Here is a 20,770-nt window from a genome sequence, read left to right as displayed (position 1 = left end):
CATGGAGACGATTCGCGGCGCACTGGGCCGCCTCGGAGACGGTCCCGCTCTCGAATGCGACGGGCAGGTGCTCACCGGCGTCGACGTCCTGCGCCTGTTCGAGCAGGCCGACGGCGCGGCGTTCGCCGTTCGCGCGGTGGTGGAGGCGCTGACGGACCGCGACGTGTCTGATCTTCTCGCCGCACTCGGCGACGCGCCGAGCCGGGTCGCCGTCCTCGCGCCCCTGAGCGGGTTCGGCGGCGATGCGGTGCTGGCGAGTTGGAGCGCCGGAGCGACCGTCGTGTACGGCCAGGGCCCGTGGACCCCGGCCCGGGCGCTGGCCTTCCTCGAACGGACGGCGGCCGACGTGGCCGTGCTGCCCGCCGCCCTGGCCCGCGCACTCCCGGCGCAGCCCGCGGCGGCCCTGACCGACCTGTCCGCCCTGACCAGGATCGTGTGCGACCCGGGACCCATCACCGAAGAGGAGGTCGACGCCGTCCAGGGCACCTTCACCGTCGAGCTGGTCCAGACCGCTGTCCCCAAGGCACAGGAGGAGATGCGCCGGCTGGTCGGCGACACCGCCACCGCCGCCGACCGGGAGCTGCGCGGCATCGATCTCGAGGCGGCCCTCGACGTGCTCGACCGCCTCGGCCGCACGGCCCTGCTGTCCATGCTGAACGCTCTGCACCGCCGCGGCCTGTTCGCCACGTCCGGCGACTGCCACACCGCGGACGAGGTCATGTCCCGCACGCGGGTCATCCCGAGGTATCGACGGCTGCTTCGCCGCTGGCTCGCCGTGCTTACGCAGGAAGGGCTGCTGCTGGATGAAGCGGGCGGGCTGCGAGCCGTACCGGCTGCCGGCGAGTACGCCGACGCCGTGCTCCGGCACGCCTGGCACGAGGTCGAGCGGGCGTGGCTGGCGACGATGGGTGCGGCGGGGACCATCGAGTACGCGAGGAGGAGCGCCGAGCGGCTGCCCGAGCTGCTCAGCGGCGAATGCCAGGCCGTCGGACTGCTGTTCCCCGAAGGCCGGATGGACCTCGCGGAGGCGCAGTACCGCGAGAACCTCGTCGGCAGGTACCAGCATCGCGCGGTCGCCGCCCTCGTCGGCGGCATCGCCGCGAGCTGGCGGGAGGGGCGGCCGCTGCGGGTGCTGGAGGTGGGCGCCGGGACGGGCGCCACGACCGAGCGCATCCTGCCTGCCCTGGCGGAAACGGACGTCGACTACCTCTACACCGATATTTCCGCTTATTTCGTGAACCAGGCGGTCGAGCGCTTGCGCCCCTACCCTTGGGTCCGCTTCGGGCGCTTCGACATCGACCTCGAACCGGACACGCAGGGGTTCGCGCCCGCATCGTTCGACGTCGTGATCGGCGGCGGAGTGCTCAACGCCGCCCAGGACACCGACGCCTCGGTACGGCGGCTCACCGAACTGCTCGTCCCCGGCGGCTGGCTGGTGCTCACCGAGCCGACCGTCGAAGAGTTCTGGGTCCTGATCTCACAGGCGTTCCTGATGCCCGACGCCAGAGACGACCGGGCCGACGCCGGCACGACCTTCCTGTCCCTGCCCCAGTGGCACGACGTGCTCGACCGCGCCGGGCTGGACCGGGTCGCCGCCTTGCCCGAGGACGGCCACCCGCTGGCCCGGCTCGGCCACATGCTGTTCGCCGCTCGCACCACATGAAGGAGACCACGATGGACGGATTCACCGGATGGCCCGACGAGTTCGCGCGGCGCTACCGCGCCCGCGGCTACTGGAAGGGCCGGCTTCTCGGCACGGTCCTGAGTGACGGCGCGAGCACCTGGCCGGAGCGCACGGCACTGATCGACGGGGACCGGCGCTGGACGTACGAGGAGCTGGACGCCTGGGCGGACCGGGTGGCCGCCGGGCTCGGCGCGCGCGGGATCCGGCGGGGCGACCGGGTGCTCGTGCACCTGCCGAACGTGGCCGAGTTCGTCGCCCTGGCGTTCGCGCTGTTCAGGATCGGCGCCGTGCCCGTGATGGCGCTCCCGCCGCACCGTGAGAGCGAGATCGTGCACCTGGCCAAGCTCGCGACGCCGGTGGCCTACGTCGTCCACGAAGACCAACGCTCGCTGGCGCGCATGGTGCCGGAGGTCGAGCACGTGTTCGTCGTCGGCGACCCGGGCGAGTTCACCGCCTTCGCCGACCTCGAACACGACCAGAAGAGCCGGCCGGCCGGGCCGGATCCCGGTGATGTGGCCGTGTTGCTGCTGTCAGGCGGCACCACGGGCCTGCCCAAGCTGATCCCGAGAACGCACGACGACTACCACTACAACCTGCGAGCCAGCGCCGAGCTCTGCGGCGTCGACCACACCACTCGCTACCTGGCGGCCCTTCCGACGGCCCACAACTTCGCGCTGGCCTGCCCCGGCATCCTCGGCACGCTCTGGGCGGGGGGCGCCGTGGTGCTGACCACCACCGCCGACCCCGACGTCGCCTTCCCGCTGATCGCCCGCGAGCAGGTCACCATGACGGCCCTGGTCCCGCCGCTGGTGCTGGTCTGGCTGGAGGCCGCTGCCGAGGGCGGGGCGGATCTGAGCAGCCTGCGGCTGCTCCAGGCGGGCGGCGCCAGGCTCAAGGCCGAGGCGGCGCGGCGCGTCGGGCCGGAGCTCGGCTGCGCACTCCAGCAGGTGTACGGCATGGCAGAAGGCCTGCTGAACTTCACCCGCCCCGGCGACCCGGCCGAGATCGTGCTCGACACGCAGGGCCGCCCGCTGGCCGACGACGACGAGGTGCGGATCGTCGGCCCCGACGGCAAGCCGGTGCCACCGGGCGACGCGGGCGAGCTCCAGGTACGCGGCCCGTACACGATACGCGGCTACTACCTCGCCCCCGAGCACAACGCGGTCGCGTTCACGCAGGACGGCTTCTACCGCAGCGGCGACCTCGTGCGCCGCCTGGACAGCGGGGACCTGGTGGTGGACGGCCGGATCAAGGACGTGATCAACCGGGGTGGCGACAAGATCCCCGTCGAGGAGGTGGAGAACCTCCTGCTGAGCCACCCGGCGGTGGACGACGTCGTCATCGTCGGCATCCCCGACGAGGCGATGGGCGAGCGGAGCTGCGCCTGCGTGATCGCCCGCGGCGAACCGCCAACCCGCAGGGATCTGGTGGCCCACCTGACCGCTCGCGGGGTGGCCGCGTTCAAGCTGCCCGACCGGGTGCGGATCGTGGAGCGCTTCCCGCGTACCAGCCTTGGCAAGGTCGACCGGGCCGCCCTGGCTCGGGAGGTAGGTTCGTGATCGCCTATCCGTTCAACGACTTCGACGGCCTGGAGCTGGCACCCCAGTACGTCGCGGCGAGAGCCGCCCACGGCCTGACCAGGGTACGGCTGCCGTACGGCGAGACCGCCTGGCTCGTCACCAGGTATGCCGACGCGCGCCTGGTGCTGAGCGAGCGGCGCTTCAGCCGGGCCGTGGCCTTGGACCGGGACGCGCCGACGGCCCTGTCGCGCGTCCCCGGCGGAATCGTCACGATGGATCCGCCGGAGCTCACCCGCGTGCGATCCCTGGCCGCCAAGGCGTTCACCGCCCGCCGCGTGGAACGGCTGCGCCCGCACGTCCGCTCGCTCGCCGGACAGCTGATCGACGCGATGATCACCGCGGGGCCACCCGCTGATCTGGTGCGGGACTTCGCTCTGCCGATCCCGGTCTCGGTCATCTGCGAGCTGCTCGGCGTGCCCGCCGAGGACCACGAGAAATTCCGGGTGTGGAACGACTCGCTGCTGTCGACCAGCGCGACCGCCCCCGCCATGAGGGAGCTGACCGCGTACATCGGCGGGCTGATCGAGCTACGCCGCGCCGAACCCGCGGACGACCTCATGACCGCCCTCATCGAGGCCCGCGACGTGAACGACAGGCTGTCGGCGCAGGAGCTGATGCTGCTGTGCATCGCCATCCTCGTCGCCGGCTACGAGGCGACCGCCTCGCAGATCCCGAACTTCACCTACACGCTCCTGGACCGGCCGGAGGACTGGGCGCGGCTGCGCGCACAGCCCGATCTTGTGGACGACGCCGTCGAGGAGCTGCTGAGGTTCGTCCCTCTAGCCTCCAGCGCGATGTTCGCGCACTACGCCCTGGAGGACGTACAGGTGGGCGACGCACTTGTGCACGCGGGCGAGCCGGTGCTGGTGTCGATCGGCTCGGCCAACCGCGACGAGCTCAGGTTCGCCGGCGCCGACACCCTCGACCTGGGCCGCGCGGACCACGCGCACCTGGCCTTCGGATACGGCCTGCACCGCTGCATCGGCGCGCCACTGGGCCGGATCGAGCTGCAGGAGGCGCTGCGTGCTCTGGTGACCCGGTTGCCAGGGCTGCGCCTGGCCGGAGACCCCGCGTGGAAGACCGAGACGTTCTTCCGCGGTCCTCGAACGATGCCCGTCAGCTGGTGAAAGGAATCTCGATGAACGATCTGCGGGGCATGCTCGCGGACCTGCTGGACGTGCCCGAGCTGGGCGAGCACGACAATCTCATCGAGCTCGGCATGGACTCGATCACGATGATGCGGCTTGCCGGCGAGTGGCGGAGGTCTGGGGCGCGGATCCGCTTCGCCGACCTGGTCGGTGAGCCGACCCTGGCCGCCTGGCGCGACCTGCTCGCCCAGCAGCCAGTGGCTCCGACGCCGGCCCTCACGCCGGCTGCCACACCGGCTGCCACACCGGCCTCCACACCGGCCTCCGCGTCGGCCGACAGCCGGATCGACGAGGCGGAGCCGTTCCCGCTCGCCCTCATGCAGCACGCCTACTGGGCGGGTCGCCAGCCCGGACAGCGGCTGGGCGGCGTGGCGGCGCACTTCTACAACGAGTTCGACGGCTCGGGGGTGGATCCGGCAAGGCTGGAGCGTGCCGTGCACGCGCTGATCGAACGGCACGGGATGCTGCGCGTGCAGATCCTCGACGACGGCACCCAGCGCATCCTCGACCGCAGCCCCTGGCCGGGGCTCACCGTGCACCACGGGGTGGATCTGGACGAGCTACGGCGCCGCCTGTCCCACCGGGCGATGGACATCGGCGCGGGCGAGGTGTTCGACGTCCAGCTCTCCCTGCTGCCCGACGGCGGCACCCGCGTGCATGTCAATCTGGACATGGTGGCGGCCGACGCGCTGAGCCTGAGGGTGCTGCTGTCCGATCTGGCCCGGATCTACAACGGCGCGGCGCCGGCACCGTTGACCTACAGCTATCCGCGCTACCTCGCACAACGCTCCGCCGTGCAGCAGGAGGGCGATCGCGAGCACTGGCAGCGGCGCCTGCCCGACCTGCCGGGCGCCCCGCAGCTCCCGGTGTCGGGTCACGGCGAGGCCGCCACCGTCGTCAGGCATCACCGATGGCTGCCGCCCTCGGCCGTGCGCCGGCTGGAGCAGGCCGCACGCGGGCACGGACTGACCACGGCCATGGCCCTGGCCGCCGTCTTCGCCGAGACCTTGACCGCGTGGAGCGCCGAGCCGCGGTTCCTGCTCAACCTGCCGCTGTTCGACAGGGAGCCGCTGCATCCTGAGGTCGAGTCGCTGGTGGGCGACTTCACCTCCTCGGTGCTCCTCGAATGGGACGGCGGGGCGCCCGGATCCTTCGCCGAGCGGGCGCGGCGGCTGCAGGAGCGCTTCCACGCCGACGTCGCGCACAGCGGCTACTCAGGAGTCGAGGTCTTGCGCGACCTGTCGCGGCTGCACAGCGAACAGGTGCTCGCTCCGGTGGTGTACACGAGCGCGCTGGGCCTGGGCGAGCTGTTCGCCCCCGAGGTCACCGGCAGCTTCGGCGAACCGTCGTGGATCATCTCCCAGGGCCCGCAGGTGTGGCTGGACGCCCAGGTCACGGAGCTCAACGGCGGGCTGCTGGTCAACTGGGACGTCAGACAGGACGCGTTCACACCCGGTGTGCCCGAGGCGATGTTCGCCGCCTACGGGCGGCTGCTCGACCGCCTGCTGGCCGATGGCGGCACCTGGTCGGAGCCCGTCCCCGCGCTGCTGCCCGAAGAACAGGCGCAGGTGCGGCACCAGGTGAACGCGACCGCGGCCCCCTTCGAGCACCGCCGCCTGCACGACGGCTTCTTCGCTCGCGCCGCGGCCACGCCCGACGCGCCGGCCCTCTTTTGGGGTCGCGACGGTGTGATGACCTACGGAGAGCTGGCCTCGAGGGCTCTCGAGGTCGCCGGGCACCTGAAAGCCCAGGGTGCGGGGGACCTCGTCGCGATCTCGATACCGAAAGGGCCGGCTCAGGTCGTCGCGGTGCTGGGCGTGCTCGCGTCCGGCGCGGCGTACCTGCCCATCGGCGTGGACCAGCCGCCGGCTCGCCGCCGGCGCATCCTCGAGGCGGCAGGCGTCCGGCACGTGCTCGACTCCGTGGACGTCACCGCGGAGCCCCTCGCCGGACCGGCGGACGGCGCCGAGCTGGCGTACGTCCTTTACACCTCCGGCTCCACGGGCGAGCCGAAGGGCGTCGAGATCACGCACTCGGCCGCCATGAACACCATCGACGACCTCAACGACCGCTTCGGCATCGGACCCCAGGACCGCAGCCTGGCCCTGTCGGCACTGGAGTTCGACCTGTCCGTCTACGACCTCTTCGGGCCGCTGTCCGCGGGCGGCGCGGTCATCTGCGCCTCCGACAGCGGCCGTCGCGACGCGACCACCTGGGCCGAGCTGCTCAGAACCCATCGGGGCACGGTGCTCAACTGCGTGCCTGCCCTCCTCGACATGCTGCTCACCGTCTCCGAACCCGGCGAGGAGCTGCCCCTGCGGCTGGTGTTGCTCGGCGGGGACTGGGTGGGCCTGGACCTGCCCGGCCGGCTCTCCGCCGCCGCACCCGGCTGCCGGTTCGTCGCCCTCGGCGGCACCACCGAGACCGCGATCCACTCCACCGTCCAGGAAGTGGACAGCGTGCCCGCGCACTGGACCTCCATCCCGTACGGCACGCCGCTGCGCAACGTCGTCTGCCGGGTGGTGGACGCGCTTGGGCGGGACTGCCCCGACTGGGTGGCGGGCGAGCTGTGGATCGGCGGCGCCGGGGTGGCCCGTGGCTACCGCGGCGATCCGGAGCGCACCGCCGACCGGTTCGTGAGGTTCGAAGGGGTTCGCTGGTATCGCACCGGTGACCGCGCCCGGTACTGGCCGGACGGCACGCTGGAGTTCCTCGGCCGCGCCGACCACCAGGTGAAGATCCGGGGACACCGGATCGAGCTGGGCGAGATCGAGGCGGCGCTGACCGCCCACCCGGACGTCGCGCAGGGGGTCGCGGTGGTCGCGGAGAACCACCGCCTCGCCGCCGCGGTCACCGGCCGGCCCGATGTCGCGAGCTTGAGGGAGTTTCTCGCCGACCGGCTCACAGGTCCTATGCTCCCCGACTTCATCGCCGTGCTGCCCGCGCTGCCGCTCACCCCGAACGGCAAGATCGACCGTGCGGCGCTTCGACGTGGCCTCGCCGCGCACGCCGCCGAAGCCCCGCAGATCACCCCTCCCGCCGGCGAGGTCGAAGAGCGAGTGGCGGCGGCCTGGGCCGAGATCCTCCAGGTGCCCGAGATCGGCAGAGAACACGACTTCTTCGCCCTGGGCGGCGACTCCCTGCTCGCCACCCGGCTGATCAGCCGACTGCGCGCGGACGGCCTGCCCGGGGTGTCGCTCAGCCTCCTGTTCGCCAACCCCGTGCTGTCGGACTTCGCCGCCACCCTGAGCGTCTCCCAGCGCCGTGAGACCGAGGTGCTGGCCGCCGACCCGGCGAACCGGCACGAGCCCTTCCCGATGACAGAGGTACAACGGGCCTACTGGCTCGGCAGGAGCGAGAACTTCACGCTGGGCGGAGTCAGCTGCCACTTCTACCGCGAGTACGAGGTCGACGACCTCGATGTGGCCCGGCTCGAGACCGCGGTCAACAAGCTCATCCAGCGCCACGAGATGCTTCGGGCGGTCTTCAACGAGCATGGCGAGCAGCGCATCCTGCCCGAGGCGCCGTGGTACACCGTCGCCGAGGTGACCGAGCTTCGCGAAACCATGTCCCACACGGTGTTCGACCCGGGCAAGTGGCCGCTGTTCGCGATCGGTGTGGCGCGAGACGGCGAGAGCGGGCGGGCGCGGCTGGGCATCGGTGTGGACAACCTCATCCTGGACGCGCTGAGCATCCTCACCTTCTATGCCGAGCTCGGCACGCTCTACGACGACCCGGACGCGCAGCTCCCGCCGGTGGAGGTGTCCTTCCGCGACTACGTACTGGCCACCGAGCCGCCCGCCGAGGCCTCGGTCACGCACTGGCGCGCACAGCTGCCCACCCTGCCGCCGGCGCCCAGGCTTCCCCTGGCCAAAGACCCGGCCGAGGTCACCGGACCCCGCTTCAGCAGGCGCGCCGCCACGATTCCCGACGCCCTGATCGAGCGTGCCAGGCACCATGGGCTGACCCCGTCCGCGGTCCTGCTGGCCGCCTACGCCGAGGTGCTCAGCAGGTGGAGCGCCGGCCCCGACGTCACGCTCAACCTCACCCTGTTCGACCGCAGGGACGTGCACCCGCACATCGACCGGGTGCTCGGCGACTTCACCTCGCTGCTCCTGGTCCCCTACGAGCCCGAACCGGGCGAGACCTGGCTGGATCGGGTACGCCGGGTGCAGCGGCGGCTCTGGCAGGCCATCGATCACCGTGACGTCTCGACCGTATGGATGCTGCGTGAGCTGGCCCGCATCTCCGGGGATCCTTCGGTGACCATGCCGGTGGTGTTCACCAGCGCACTGGGGATCGCCGCGCAAGAGGGCGGCACTCTCCTCGGCAAGCAGGTGTACGGCGTGTCACAGACCCCGCAGGTGTGGCTGGACTACCAGGTCACCGAGGTCGATGGCGGGATCCAGGTGAGCTGGGACGCCGTGGACGAGCTGTTCCCGCCCGGCGTCCTCGACGCGATGTTCGAGGCGCACCTGTCGCTGCTGGACTGGCTGGCGGGCGACTGGTCCCGGCCGGTGCCCGACCTGCTGCCCGCCGGCCAGCGGGAGGTCAGGGCGGCGGTGAACGCCACCGAAGGACCGGTGCCCGACCGGCTGCTGCACGAGGAGTTCTTCCGCCGGGCCGGCGCCGAGCCGGATCTGGTCGCCGTACAGTCTTGCGAGGGCGACGCGCTCACGTACGGCGAGTTGGCGGAGCGCGCCCGGAGGCTGGCGGCCGAGCTTCAGTCGCGCGGCGCGCAGCCGGGTGAGGCGGTCACGGTCACCCTGCCCAAGGGCCCCGACCAGATCGTGGCCGTGCTCGGGATCTTGGCGGCGGGCTGCGCCTACGTGCCCGTGGGGATCGACCAGCCGGCGGCTCGCCGGGAGCGGATCCTGCGGCTGGCAGAGGCACGCTTGCGGATCCTGCCCGATCTGTCGATAGAGGTCGTGGACGCCACTCCGGTGACCACGCCTGGCCTCGCCTATGTGATCTTCACCTCCGGCTCCACCGGCGATCCGAAGGGCGTCGAAATCACGCACCGCTCGGCACTCAACACGGTCGCCGACCTCAACGAACGTTTCGCGATCGGGCCCGGTGACCGAGTGCTCGCGGTGTCCGCCCTGGACTTCGACCTGTCCGTGTACGACATCTTCGGCCCCCTCTCTGCCGGCGGCAGCGTCGTCACCATCACCGAAGACATCCGGCGGGACGCCCACGCCTGGCTGGAACTGGTCGAGAAACACCAGGTGACGATCTGGAACACGGTCCCCGCGCTGCTCGACATGCTGCTGACCGTGGGCCTGCCGCGTTCGCTCCGGCTCGCCCTGCCGTCCGGCGACTGGGTGGGCCTCGACCTACCGGGCCGCCTCTCGGCAGCCAGCCCGGGCTGCCGCTTCGTCGCCCTCGGTGGCGCGACCGAGGCCGCGATCTGGTCCAACCTCATCGAGGTCGAGGCGGTGGACCCTGCCTGGCGTTCGATCCCGTACGGCAGGCCGCTGCGCAACCAGCGCTTCCGTGTGGTGGACGACCTGGGCAGGGACTGCCCCGACTGGGTGGCGGGAGAGCTGTGGATCGGCGGCGAGGGCGTGGCCCGCGGCTACCGGAGCGCGCCCGACCTCACCGCCGCCCAGTTCGTCGTGGCCGGCGGCGAGCGCTGGTACCGTACCGGCGACCTGGGCCGCTACTGGCCTGACGGCACCCTGGAGTTCCTGGGCCGAGCCGACCAGCAGGTGAAGATCCGCGGACATCGCATTGAGCTGGGCGAGATCGAAGCCGCGCTCCAGGACGCTCCCGGTGTCGCCCAAGCGGTGGCCGCCGTGTCGGACGGCCGCCTGGTGGCCGCCGTGGTGCCGGAGTCGACCGACCTCGACGCGGTCCGGGCGCACGCCGCGACCCGCCTGCCGGAGCACATGCGCCCCGACCTGCTCGCCGCCCTCCCACGGCTGCCTCTGAGCGCCAACGGCAAGGTGGACCGGGCGGCCGTCGCCAAGCTTTCCGCACCGGCCGCGCCCGTCGAGCCGCCGCGAGGAGAGCTGGAGGAAGCGGTGGCCGCGATCTGGGCGGACCTGCTCGATCTTGACGAGGTCGGACGCCACCAGAGCTTCTTCGCGCTCGGCGGCGACAGCCTGCGGGCCACCCGGCTCATCGAGGCCCTCCGCGGGCGCCTGAGCGTGACCATCACGCTCCGGGAGCTGTTCGCCGCACCCACCGTCGCGTCGATCGCCCGAGCCGCCGCCGAAGTGGAGGAAGGCATGCTGTGACCTCACCGAGCCCTGTTCACTCGTAAGGCACGGCGGGCGGGGCCATCGGATCGACATCGGAAGCAGCCAGAGCGGGCGACGGGTACGGGTCTCCCGACTGGCGCTTCCGCCTCGCGCCGGTTCATCGCCGCCACCGAGCACGTTAGCGGTCGTGTGCCTCCGTTGCAGTACGTGTTGCAGTAGCCGCCGCCGGACGAGGTTCCCTCGTACATGGGCGCCGCCGCCAGCAGATTCGCAAAGAATGACCGCAACCGCCCAGAATCCCGCAACCGAGCTCGACGGAAGCCATACCAAGATCGTACTTAGTACGACACCGTTAGACTCGTCGCCCGGACCACCGTCGAGAGTGAGGATGTCTGCGAATGGCGGAGGGATACGCGCTCCAGGGAAACCCCTTCGGGCCCGGCGCGATGGACTTCGACATGATCGCCGGGAAGCTGGAAGGGCTTCGCTATCGGGGCGACTCCACCTCTCTCCCTGGCCTGGCTCTCGGGATCGCGGGTGAGTGGCCCGCGCGGCGCGGGTTCAACGACATCTGGGCCAGGCTCGGGCAAGCGTTCGACCGCGGTGTGGCCGAGGCCCATGATGTTGCGCAGACATTGGAGATGACTGGCGGCAACTACAGAAGGGCGGAATCAGCGGCCGGTAGGCATGTCCTGGATGTTGTGGCGACGGCCCAGCAAGCCAAAGCCTCGCTGCCGATACCTCCCGAGAAGCAGGACGACCTCGAATATGGGCACCTCGAGAGCATGTGGGAGAGCTTCGGCAAGGTCTGGGAGAGGCCGTACTTCCAAGGGTTCGCCGGCGGCATCGTCGGGCTGGGGCTGCGCGGGCAGGCCGCTGTGGGGAAAATGCTGTACGAAGACGAGCGAAATGACCGGCTGCGCTTGATCAACGACCGCGAGATAGATGCCCGCCTGGCAAGGGCCGAAAACCGCCCTATGTATGCCGACGATCACTCACGTGAGGCGGAGCGGGCGAGGACCAGGCTGTCCGAGTGGAGCAAGGCAACCGAACGCCGACTGGCTCTCGGTAGGAAAATGAGCTGGACCGTCGTCGCCGGGGCTCTGGCGTGGACGGCGGTGGTGGTGGAGTCGGGTGAGCCACTCGACCGGGCGGTCTACGAACTACGGGAGATCGCCTACCAGCTCGGTGAGGCGTTCGGGCACGACACCGACGCCGTCCGCCGGGCGGTCACCGCGTTCTGGGAGGGCGAGGCAAGCGGTGCTGCCGATGCACGGATGGTCACCTACATCGATGAGGGGAACCGGCTGACCATCGAGGTCGGGAAGCTGGCGCGGGCCATCGCGGAATCCGTCCGGGCGCTGGAGGTGATTCACTGGTCCGCGCTGGGCTTCTCCGTGGCCGTGTGCCTGGCGATAGCCGCGTTGAGGGTGGCCGCGCGGTTCAACATCACGCTCGACTGGGTGACAAAGTTCATGGGGTGGCGGTGGTCCACGTTGATCATTGTGCTGGCCAACCTCGTTCCCGCCGTCGCTGCCTTCGGGGTGGCGTGGTACAAGTCGTCCACGATCGGGGATCCCGGGAATATCTGGTCCGCTGTCGAGTCACACCCCCGCTAGCGCGAATGTGGGGTAGGTATCTGCCGTGGTCCTCCGAGCGCCATGTGTAGATCAGCACAGGTCGCCGTTCGAGAACGGATCTGGCTCTATCTCGGTTTGCACGGCTACAGTCCCTCGCTGAGCTGATCGACGAAGCCGAGACGTCGGTTCATCGTGATCGCGGACGTGTTACGCGGATGGTGGAACGTCGTGAGCCACCGATAGCCCGATGACCGGACGAAACGGATCGCCAGCAGCTTCAACGCCAGCGACAGCCCCTTTCCCCGGTAGGGCGCGAGGACGCCGGTCATCTCACTGAAGGCGTGGCGCTCGGCCGCGTGCAAGGACGTCGTCGACATGCCGATCCACGCGCCGTCGTGGATCGCGAGGATGACGCCCTCCGGGTGGAAGGTCGGCACGTCGATGCGCTGTGTGACGTATTGGTCGTACGTGTAGAACTCTCCCCGATCTGGGATATCGGCCGAGCACGTCTTGTTGAGGTTGTAGAGCGCGCGCTGATGGTCCTCCGTGTCACCCAGATCGGCCATGGTCGTGAACGTGATGCCTGACGCACGCGCCCGCCGCAGGTAGGGCTCGAACGCCTCGTCGTCGAACCCGTCCACATCCAGTTGAAGGCGTATCCACTCCACCATGAAGCAGACCCTACAGTCACCGCTGTCTCATGGTCGGAGCAGTGATAATCGAACCAGCGCGGCCCGCTGGCGAAGTCGGATTGAGGGATCACCAGTCCATGCTCTGCGCTGCCCCCGTCAACGTTGCCGTCAGTCCTGAACTCTACGATCTGCTTATGAACGACCTGAGCCCGACAGGCGTAGAGCTGAGGACCGCCCGGCTGGTGCTGCGGCCCCCGACCGAAGCCGATATTGATGCGATCTTCGAGATTCACAAGGATCCTCAAACCAGCCTGCACAATCCATCCGACGCGCTCGCCCAGTTCGACGAGGCAGAACAGCTCTATCAACGCTGGAACAACCAATGGCGGAACTGTGGATACGGGTACTGGGTCGTCCAACGCCACGGCAGTGCCCAGCAACTGGGCTTCTGCGGGATCAAGCCCATGCAACTGCACGATATGAAGGTCCTCAACCTGTTCTACCGCTTCGCCGTCTCAGCATGGGGCCGGGGCTACGCCAGTGAGGCCGCGACCGCGGTCATCACCTGGGCATCCGAAAATGTCTCCGACCTCCCGCTAATTGCCCGCGTCAGGCCGGCCAACGTCGCCTCCCAACGCGTGGCGGTCCGTGCTGGCCTGTCCCGGGCCGAACACCTCGACGAAAGCGGAGAGGACGGCCTCGATTGGATCTACGCAGCCAATCTGCCGGGGCCAACAGATCAGCCACGAAACCCGGTGGGCCGGGGCTGAGGAACGAAACCCCGGACCGTCGATCGCCCCCAACCCTGCACAGAGGTGACGGTGAAGGTCAGCTCGTTGACCGTCGGCCAACCCGCGGCGGCAGGTTCCGGGCTGCGGACTCCTTACAAGGTCCGCAGCCCGAAAAATGGAAGGTTTCTCAGCACATGGGCTACTGCGCTCCGACGCCGGCCGTTCTCCTGATCCAGCCCTTGTAGGCTGCGGCGTCGGTCCACACCCCGGGTCCGACGCAGTTCGGGTTGGTCTTCTCGTCACCGTCGCGGCTGGTGACGCCGACCAGCTCCCAGTGTGCGCTGATCTTGCGTACCATGGGGCCGCCGGAGTCGAGCATGCAGCTCTGGGCCTTTTGGGTGGGGTGTTCAGAGCAGATATCGCCCGCAGCGTCGATGCCCGTGCATCGGTTGTCGGGGACGATCTCGCTGTCCAGCTCCTGCAGGGTGACCGGCGGCTCCGGGCAGTCGTTTCCGTCTTCGCAGGTCATGCCCCAGCCCAGGAGACGGATCTGGGTTCTCGGAGCGCCGGACCCGGCGGCGATCCTGATCGGCGCCTCCCGGACCGGCCGGTCCAGCTTGAGGAGTGCGATGTCGTGCCGCAGGTCGTTCGGGTCGGCGGTGTAGTCGGGGTGCCTGACGATCTTCGTGATGCGGCGCACGCTGCCGCCCTTCTCGACGTTGGTGCCGCCGACCTTGGCGCTGACCTGGCCGACCGGGACGTGCGAGCAGTGTCCCGCCGTCACCACCCACTGCGGAGCGACGAGCGTGCCCCCGCAGTAGTGCACGCCCTTGCCGTCGCGCAGGGTCACGGTGAAGGAATAGTTCTCGGTAGTGTCGCGCCCACCTATGATCGCGCCCGCCGGTGGCGCCATCGCCGCAGCGAGGACCGCCGCGCCCCCGACCACCCCCGCGAGTGTCAGGCCCCGCGCCCGGCCGCGCCCGGCCCGGTCGCCGCGCTTCTTGAAGATGCTGGTGAGTCCGCGTCGTTCGATCATGCCGTCAACGGTCGCGAATCTGGCGGCCGGGAACATCGGAGCACGGTCTGGTATGGGTCTCATACCGTGGTCTGAGCCGGAGCCGGGCAGGCACGGGCTAGCGTTCCGCCATGACCCATGATCTCCGGCCGCCGCTGCTGTTGAGGATGCGGCCCGTGTTCCAGCTCCTCGGCGACCTGGCGATCGCCGTGTTCCTGACGTTCGTCGCCGTGGTGGCCACCATTGAACATATGCCGCCGGATGGGAGGGTCGAGCCGCTGCCCATCCTCGCCGGAGTTCTCATGGGGCTGCCGTTGGCGAGCCGCCGCCGCTGGCCTGTTTCGGTGCTGGCGGTCGTGGCCGGAACCAGCATGCTGGTAGTGGCCTTGCAGTGGGTGCCACCCCACGCGGCCTTCGTGCCCGACCTGCTCCTCGTCTTCGCGATCTACCCGGTGGCCGTGACGGCGCCGTCCCGACGTGCCGTGGCCGCGCTCGTCCTGTCCGTGGGCGGGATCTCCGCGGCGGTCCTCTTCGCGGTGGCGCTGGAGCCGCGGCCGGACTGGGGCAGATCGCTACCCATGCTTGTCACCCAGATGATCATTCCGGTCGCGGTGTGGGTGGTGGGACGCGCGGTGCGCGTCCGCCGGGACCACGAGGCGCGGGCCGCCCAGCAGGTGCTGACCGACGAGCGGCTGCGCATCGCGCGCGACCTGCACGACGGCGTCGCGCACAGCCTGAGCCTGATCACCGTGCAGGCGTCCGTGGCCCTCCACGTCGGCGACGAGCGGCCCGACGAGGCCCGCTCCGCCCTGACCGTCATCGAGGCCAGCAGCCGCGAGGCCGCCCGGGAGCTGCGGCGCATGCTCGGCCTGCTGCGCGCCGTTGACGAAGATCCGCAGGGCGCCGCGCAGCTGGAGCCGGCGCCGACCGCCGACCGGCTGGCCGAGCTCGCGGACCACGCGACCTCCGCCGGGGCCCTGGTCGACCTGCGGATCGGTGACGGGCTCGACACCATCCCGGCTACCATCGGGCTCGCGGTCTACCGCATCGTGCAGGAGTCCCTGACCAACGTGATCAAGCATGCCGCTCCGGCGCGCTGCGTGGTGCGGGTCGACAGGACGGACAATGCTTTGGAGATTGAAGTGACCGACGACGGCCGCCGGGCTCCGACCGGCCACCCCCCGGGCCACGGGCTGATCGGCATGCGCGAACGCGTCGCCGTCTACGGGGGCGAGTTCACCGCCGGGCCCCTGGCAGGCCGCGGGTTCCTGGTCCACGCGAGGCTTCCCCTGGAGGGGGTGCCCACGTGACCGGCGTCCGGGTGCTGATCGCCGACGACCAGCGGTTGCTCAGGGCGAGCTTCGCGGTGCTGATCGGCACCACCCCCGGACTGGAGGTCGTCGGCGAGGCCGGGGACGGGCTGCAGGCCGTCGAGCAGGCCACCGCGCTACGGCCGGACGTCGTGCTGATGGACATCCGGATGCCCGAACTCGACGGGATCGAGGCGACCCGGCGGATCTGCGGGGAACCGGCGACCGCGGGCGTGAAAGTGCTGATCCTGACCACCTTCGACCTGGACGCCTACGTCTTCTCAGCGCTGCGCGCGGGCGCCAGCGGGTTCCTGCTCAAGGACACCCCGCCCGGCGACCTGCTCTCCGCGATCCGGGTCGTGGCGGGTGGCGAGGCGCTGCTCGCGCCCTCCGTGACCCGGCGCCTCATCGGGGAGTTCGCCCGACAACCGCAACCTCGGCAACGGTCGGCCCGCTCCCTGAACGGCATCACGGCACGGGAACGCGAGGTGCTCAAACTCGTCGGCCAGGGGCTGTCCAACACCGAGATCGCCGAACACCTCATCGTCACCATGGCCACCGTGAAAACCCACATCGGCCAGTTGCTGGCCAAGTTACACGCCCGCGACCGCGCCCAACTGGTGATCGCCGCCTACGAGAGCGGCCTGGTCACCGTCGGCTAGCTGTACTGACCACGGAGGCTAGATACAGGGCGACCGGCAAGCGCAAGGGTCACAACCCCTCCCTCGCCAGGGTCTACCGCGAGGGAACATGCACTATCCGTTCCGGTGAGAAGGCCAGAACGGTGCCACTGCGAACCCAACGCGTGGCCCCACCTCACAAGAGAGGGTCGCACGCCTCAAGGGGCTGCCTCGGGCGACGTCTACCGGTCGTCCCACCGGCTTACTGTGGACGAAAATCCGCAGCTGTATGAGAACGCTGGCGGCTGACCCGCACTTGATATGGCCTGCCGAATGCTGACCAAGCAGCCCGCCGCACCCTTCTCGTCTGATCTTCTCCTGACCGTCCGAGGGGTCTGTCGATGCAGTAGGCGGCGAAATGATCTACCGTCCCCGACGCGCGGGCACAGTCCGTGCACGCGAGCAACATCCGAGCAACCAACCGAGATCATCTTCTCGCCTGGAGGTTGGAGATTCTGAGAAACTCCAGGTCGGAAGGGGTCTATGGTGGCAAGGTGCCCGGGGCTCGAACCCGGAACCTACGGATTAAAAGCAACGTCGGCCACTATCGAATCGTGTCTCGTTGTGTCGCGGTGTCACGTGTTGCCAGCTTTTGAGATGTCCAAGAATGCCGCCTGGCGTTATGCCGTATCAGGTGCCGACGAGCATCCAACGAGCAACCATGGCGCGGATAACATCCCTTGACTGGTCCCATTTTACGTCCGATTGGCGAGCTGTCATCGGGATGGCCTGTGGCCCGAGAGGGTTTGATGCGGTTCCCTATGGACCTGTGATGATCGTTCGGAAATGAGGGAATCCGCGATGGGGCCGCCGTGGACAGCTCGACGACCACGTCACGGTGCCTGGCCGGCAGATTGGCCAGGCGCCGGTGGTATCGTCGACCGCTTACTCTTTTCCCGATCCGTCCGGCTCCCCGGCACCGAGCACACAGCACGCGCTCGGTACCGGAGGCGTGAGGGCCGTACTGCGGATCCGCGGTCACGTCGAGACGACCGTTAGATGGCCGTGCGCGACCACTGCTGGTTGGTGCCGGTGTTGCACGGATACTGCTTGAGGATCACGCCGTCGGCGGTCGATGCGGCCGGTACGTCCACGCATTTGCTGCTGTGTCGTGCCCGGAGCTGGAAGTAGCTGCCGTTGGCGACCATCTGGAACTGCTGGTTGGTGTCGGTGCCGCAGGTGTACTGGATGAGCTCGGCACCGTCGGCGGTCGAGGCGTTCACCACATCGAGGCATTTTCCGCTGTGCTGGCTGATGATGCGCCAGTAGCCGCTGCCGGCGTCCTGGAACTGCCACTGCTGCCAGGCGTTGCCGTTGTAGGTGTACTGGCCGACGCGCGCGCCGTTGTCGGTGTTCGGCTGCTGGACGTCCATGGCCTTGCCGCTGTGACGCACGTTGATCCGGTAGGTGGAGTCGCCGCCGCCGATGGTGTCGCCCCAGGCATATCGGATCCGGTCAGCGCCGGAGGTGTTGCGGACGGTCAAGTTGAGATTGGTGCCGCTGCCGCTCAGGGCGTACATCGAGTACCAGTCGTAGCCGATGTTGCCCGGCTTGCCGCCGAGGGCGGGCCAGTAGGTGCCGCCCATGTGGTTGTCACGCATGACCTGGGCCATGGCGCGGATGTGGCGCACGAAGTTGTCGGTGCTGCTGGCGTCGCCGTAGTTGAGGCCGGTGGACATCGGCGCGCCGAACTCGGTCGCGACCGCGCGGGAGGCGCAGTTGCCCAGACGCGTCTGAATGTGGCTTCGGAAGGCGTCGTAGGTCATCGCGCTGTAGAAGAAGGCGTAGTGGTGGAAGGACAGCAGCGTCGAGTTGAAGCGGCTGTCGTTGCAGATGTCCCGCAGGTCCTGGCTGTAGCCGGTGCCGCCGATCAGCACCCGGTTCGCGGGGGCCGAGTAGTGGTAGTCCAGCCAGTTGGCGGCGATGTTGCGCCATTCGGCCGAGCTGTAGCCGTGCGGCTCGTTCATCGGCTCGAAGTAGACGTTGCTGTCGGAGCCGTACGTGTTGGTCACGCTGGACCACATCGAGTTCCACGCCGCGAGGTTGGTGATACGGCCGCCGGAGGCGGCGCCGTCCTCCCAGTAGGCGAGGATGACCTTGAATCCACGGGCGGTGGCGGCGTCGATGGCGCCGCGGTAGGCGTTCCACCAAGTGGTGTTGGCCACGGTGTGAGTGTTGATGGGCAGCCGGACGGTGTTGATCCCCATGGTGGAGGCCATGTCGTCGTAGAGGGCGTTGGCCTTGGCGCGTACTGTCGCGTTGCTGTCGGACTGGCTCAGGCCCTGCACGACGAGCGTGCCGGTGCTGAAGTTGTCACCCAGCACGGCCCAGTTCATGCCTCGGAATTGGCTGGTGGCGGCATTGGCCGGCGACGTGGAGACCACGAGGCTCGCCGCCGCGGCGAGCGCGGTCGCCACCAGGGCGATCAGCAACCGGCGTAACGACCGGGTGCTCCGCGATGGTCCTGATGTCAGAGTCATGAATGTCCAATCACTGGAAGGATCCGCGGTCATGTCGGGGACGATCGCTAGATGGCCGTGCGCGACCACTGCTGGTTGGTGTCGGTGCCGCAGGTGTACTGGATGAGCTCGGCACCGTCGGCGGTCGAGGCGCTCACCACATCGAGGCATTTTCCGCTGTGCTGGCTGATGATGCGCCAGTAGCCGCTGCCGGCGTCCTGGAACTGCCACTGCTGCCAGGCGTTGCCGTTGTAGGTGTACTGGCCGACGCGCGCGCCGTTGTCGGTGTTCGGCTGCTGGACGTCCATGGCCTTGCCGCTGTGACGCACGTTGATCCGGTAGACCGTCGGGGACGAAGCGTTGGAGTCGCCGGAGGGACCCTCGATCGTGGTCCCGGTCCTGACCGGCACGCCGAGGTTGGGCGAGCCGTCCGAGTTGAAGCTGATCTTCTGGGCCCGCGTGGTGCGCGTGGTGCCGCAGCCCTGGCCGGCGGAGGAGTTCGCGTGGTAGACGACCCAGGTCTCGGTGTTGTCGGGTGACTTGACGAATGAGGCGTGACCCGGGCCGTAGACGCCGTTGGCGTCGCTGCGCTGGAAGATGGGCGTGGACTCCTTCGTCCACGAGCTGGGCGACATCGGGTCGCCACCGGTCCAGGTCAGCATGCCGAGCTTGTAGTCGGGCGTCTGGCAGGAGCTCGCCGAGTACGTCAGGAAGGTCTTTCCGGCGTTGTAGACGGCGTACGGGCCCTCGTTGACCGGCGAGCCCTGCCGCTCCCACGACAGCGTCGGCGACGAGATCCGGACGCCGTTCCGCGAGACCTGGGTCGGCGACGACATCGGGGCGATGAACAGCCCTTGCTCCCCGCCGCGGAACGCGGAGTAGACGAAGTGGTTCGGGTACCCGTTGAACCGGATAACGCTGCCGTCGATCGCCCACCCGCCGTTGGGCTCCAGGTTGAGGATGCCCCGGTAGGTGTACGGGCCCAGCGGGTCGGAGCCGGCGCTCTCCAGCACGCCGGTCCGGCGCTCACCCTGGCCGGGCGACGCCTCCGCCGAGAAGTACAGGTACCACCGGTTGTTGATCCACTGCAGGTCGGGCGCCCACATGGTGCAGCAGCCGGGCCCGGGGCTCAGGGTGAACACCGTCTGCTCGGCCGCGGTCTTCAGGCCGGCCATCGTGGCCGACTTGCGCATGATGATCCTCGAGGACCACGTCGTGGCCACGTAGTACCAGTAGCCGCCGCTGTACACGATCGAGGGGTCCGCGCTGTTGGGCGTGTCGACGAGGGGGTTGGTGAACGACGGACCGGGTGCCGCCAGCGCCGGCGAGGCGGGGACGACCACGCCCAGGACGGAGGCGAGCACGACCGCCGCGGCAAGGCTGAGCAGCCGCCGCGCCGTTGCCAGGCTCTTTCGTAAGAACATCGGGGTTCCTTTTCGGGGAACTGCGCTGTCTTCGCATAGATTGTTAGCGCTAACATTTCACCGCACAAAAAGCCGAGCCGTGCCTGAGTGTTAACGCCTTCATCGCCCGCGTCAAGAAGTGGTAATTCAGAGAATCGTCATGTTAACGTTCACACAAATTTGTGACCCCCGTCATCCGGTAACCCTCCGCGACAGAGCCCGCACCATCCGTCCCGCGCTTCACCGCCTAGTACTCCAGTGACACTTGGCGATCTTGAGGACTTGGGGTCACATGGCGACGGCCACCGCGTGATCATTCGGAGTTTGTGAGAACAACCAAAG

General features: G+C 69.2%; 12 protein-coding genes. 8 read left to right on the top strand and 4 right to left on the bottom strand.

The genetic code is table 11. The features are described from left to right. The first annotated feature begins 1 nt into the window (after position 1). The 5 genes from ACIBVN_RS32620 to ACIBVN_RS32600 all read left to right on the top strand — a co-directional run bounded on the left by ACIBVN_RS32620 (position 2) and on the right by ACIBVN_RS32600 (position 12,237). Entirely contained in the window at positions 2-1,663 is a 1,662-nt protein-coding gene (locus tag ACIBVN_RS32620) for a class I SAM-dependent methyltransferase (RefSeq protein WP_397142976.1), read from the top strand. A gap of 11 nt (positions 1,664-1,674) precedes the next feature. Further along, positions 1,675-3,243 (top strand): (2,3-dihydroxybenzoyl)adenylate synthase, encoded by a 1,569-nt coding sequence (locus tag ACIBVN_RS32615; RefSeq protein ID WP_397142974.1) that lies wholly within the window; start codon positions 1,675-1,677, stop codon positions 3,241-3,243. Next, positions 3,240-4,391: a cytochrome P450 gene (locus ACIBVN_RS32610; protein WP_397142972.1), complete on the top strand. Its 1,152-nt coding sequence runs from the start codon at positions 3,240-3,242 to the stop codon at positions 4,389-4,391. The genes ACIBVN_RS32615 and ACIBVN_RS32610 overlap by 4 nt, the downstream gene beginning before the upstream one ends. Before the next feature lie 11 nt (positions 4,392-4,402). Continuing rightward, positions 4,403-10,654: an amino acid adenylation domain-containing protein gene (locus ACIBVN_RS32605; RefSeq protein WP_397142970.1), complete on the top strand. Its 6,252-nt coding sequence runs from the start codon at positions 4,403-4,405 to the stop codon at positions 10,652-10,654. Between the two features lie 362 nt (positions 10,655-11,016). Then, complete coding sequence (locus tag ACIBVN_RS32600) at positions 11,017-12,237, top strand: hypothetical protein (protein WP_397142968.1); 1,221 nt, start codon at positions 11,017-11,019, stop codon at positions 12,235-12,237. Positions 12,238-12,341: 104 nt separating this feature from the next. Here the strand turns inward: ACIBVN_RS32600 and ACIBVN_RS32595 are convergent, their stop codons facing one another. Continuing rightward, positions 12,342-12,869: a GNAT family N-acetyltransferase gene (locus ACIBVN_RS32595; protein ID WP_397142966.1), complete on the bottom strand. Its 528-nt coding sequence runs from the start codon at positions 12,867-12,869 to the stop codon at positions 12,342-12,344. A 155-nt stretch (positions 12,870-13,024) separates the two neighbouring features. Here ACIBVN_RS32595 and ACIBVN_RS32590 point away from each other — a divergent pair, with 155 nt between their 5' ends. Next, the gene (locus tag ACIBVN_RS32590) at positions 13,025-13,600 is read left to right on the top strand and encodes a GNAT family N-acetyltransferase (RefSeq protein WP_397142964.1); all 576 of its coding nucleotides are present in this window, start codon (positions 13,025-13,027) and stop codon (positions 13,598-13,600) included. 160 nt (positions 13,601-13,760) lie between these two features. On the opposite strand, the gene ACIBVN_RS32585 is transcribed toward ACIBVN_RS32590, so the two are convergent. After that, positions 13,761-14,597: a S1 family peptidase gene (locus tag ACIBVN_RS32585; protein ID WP_397142962.1), complete on the bottom strand. Its 837-nt coding sequence runs from the start codon at positions 14,595-14,597 to the stop codon at positions 13,761-13,763. A gap of 110 nt (positions 14,598-14,707) precedes the next feature. Between ACIBVN_RS32585 and ACIBVN_RS32580 the strand changes: the two genes are divergently transcribed. Together ACIBVN_RS32580 and ACIBVN_RS32575 are read left to right on the top strand one after the other, a co-directional pair. Further along, the gene (locus ACIBVN_RS32580; protein ID WP_397142960.1) at positions 14,708-15,886 is read left to right on the top strand and encodes a sensor histidine kinase; all 1,179 of its coding nucleotides are present in this window, start codon (positions 14,708-14,710) and stop codon (positions 15,884-15,886) included. After that, a complete protein-coding gene (locus tag ACIBVN_RS32575) occupies positions 15,883-16,548 on the top strand; it encodes a response regulator (RefSeq protein ID WP_397142958.1) in 666 nt (221 codons plus the stop codon). Before ACIBVN_RS32580 ends, ACIBVN_RS32575 begins: the two co-directional genes overlap by 4 nt. 1,013 nt (positions 16,549-17,561) lie before the next feature. Here the strand turns inward: ACIBVN_RS32575 and ACIBVN_RS32570 are convergent. Further along, positions 17,562-19,046 carry an RICIN domain-containing protein gene (locus ACIBVN_RS32570; protein WP_397142956.1) on the bottom strand — a complete coding sequence of 495 codons (1,485 nt, stop codon included), beginning with the start codon at positions 19,044-19,046 and terminating at the stop codon, positions 17,562-17,564. Positions 19,047-19,093: 47 nt separating this feature from the next. Further along, complete coding sequence (locus ACIBVN_RS32565; RefSeq protein ID WP_397142954.1) at positions 19,094-20,449, bottom strand: family 43 glycosylhydrolase; 1,356 nt, start codon at positions 20,447-20,449, stop codon at positions 19,094-19,096. Between the last annotated feature and the right edge of the window lie 321 nt (positions 20,450-20,770).

The sequence above is a fragment of the Nonomuraea sp. NPDC049400 genome, assembly GCF_044466425.1.
In the GTDB taxonomy this organism is placed as follows: domain Bacteria; phylum Actinomycetota; class Actinomycetes; order Streptosporangiales; family Streptosporangiaceae; genus Nonomuraea.
Note: the sequence above shows the minus strand (reverse complement) of the source record. Positions and strands in the feature narration are given on the sequence as shown.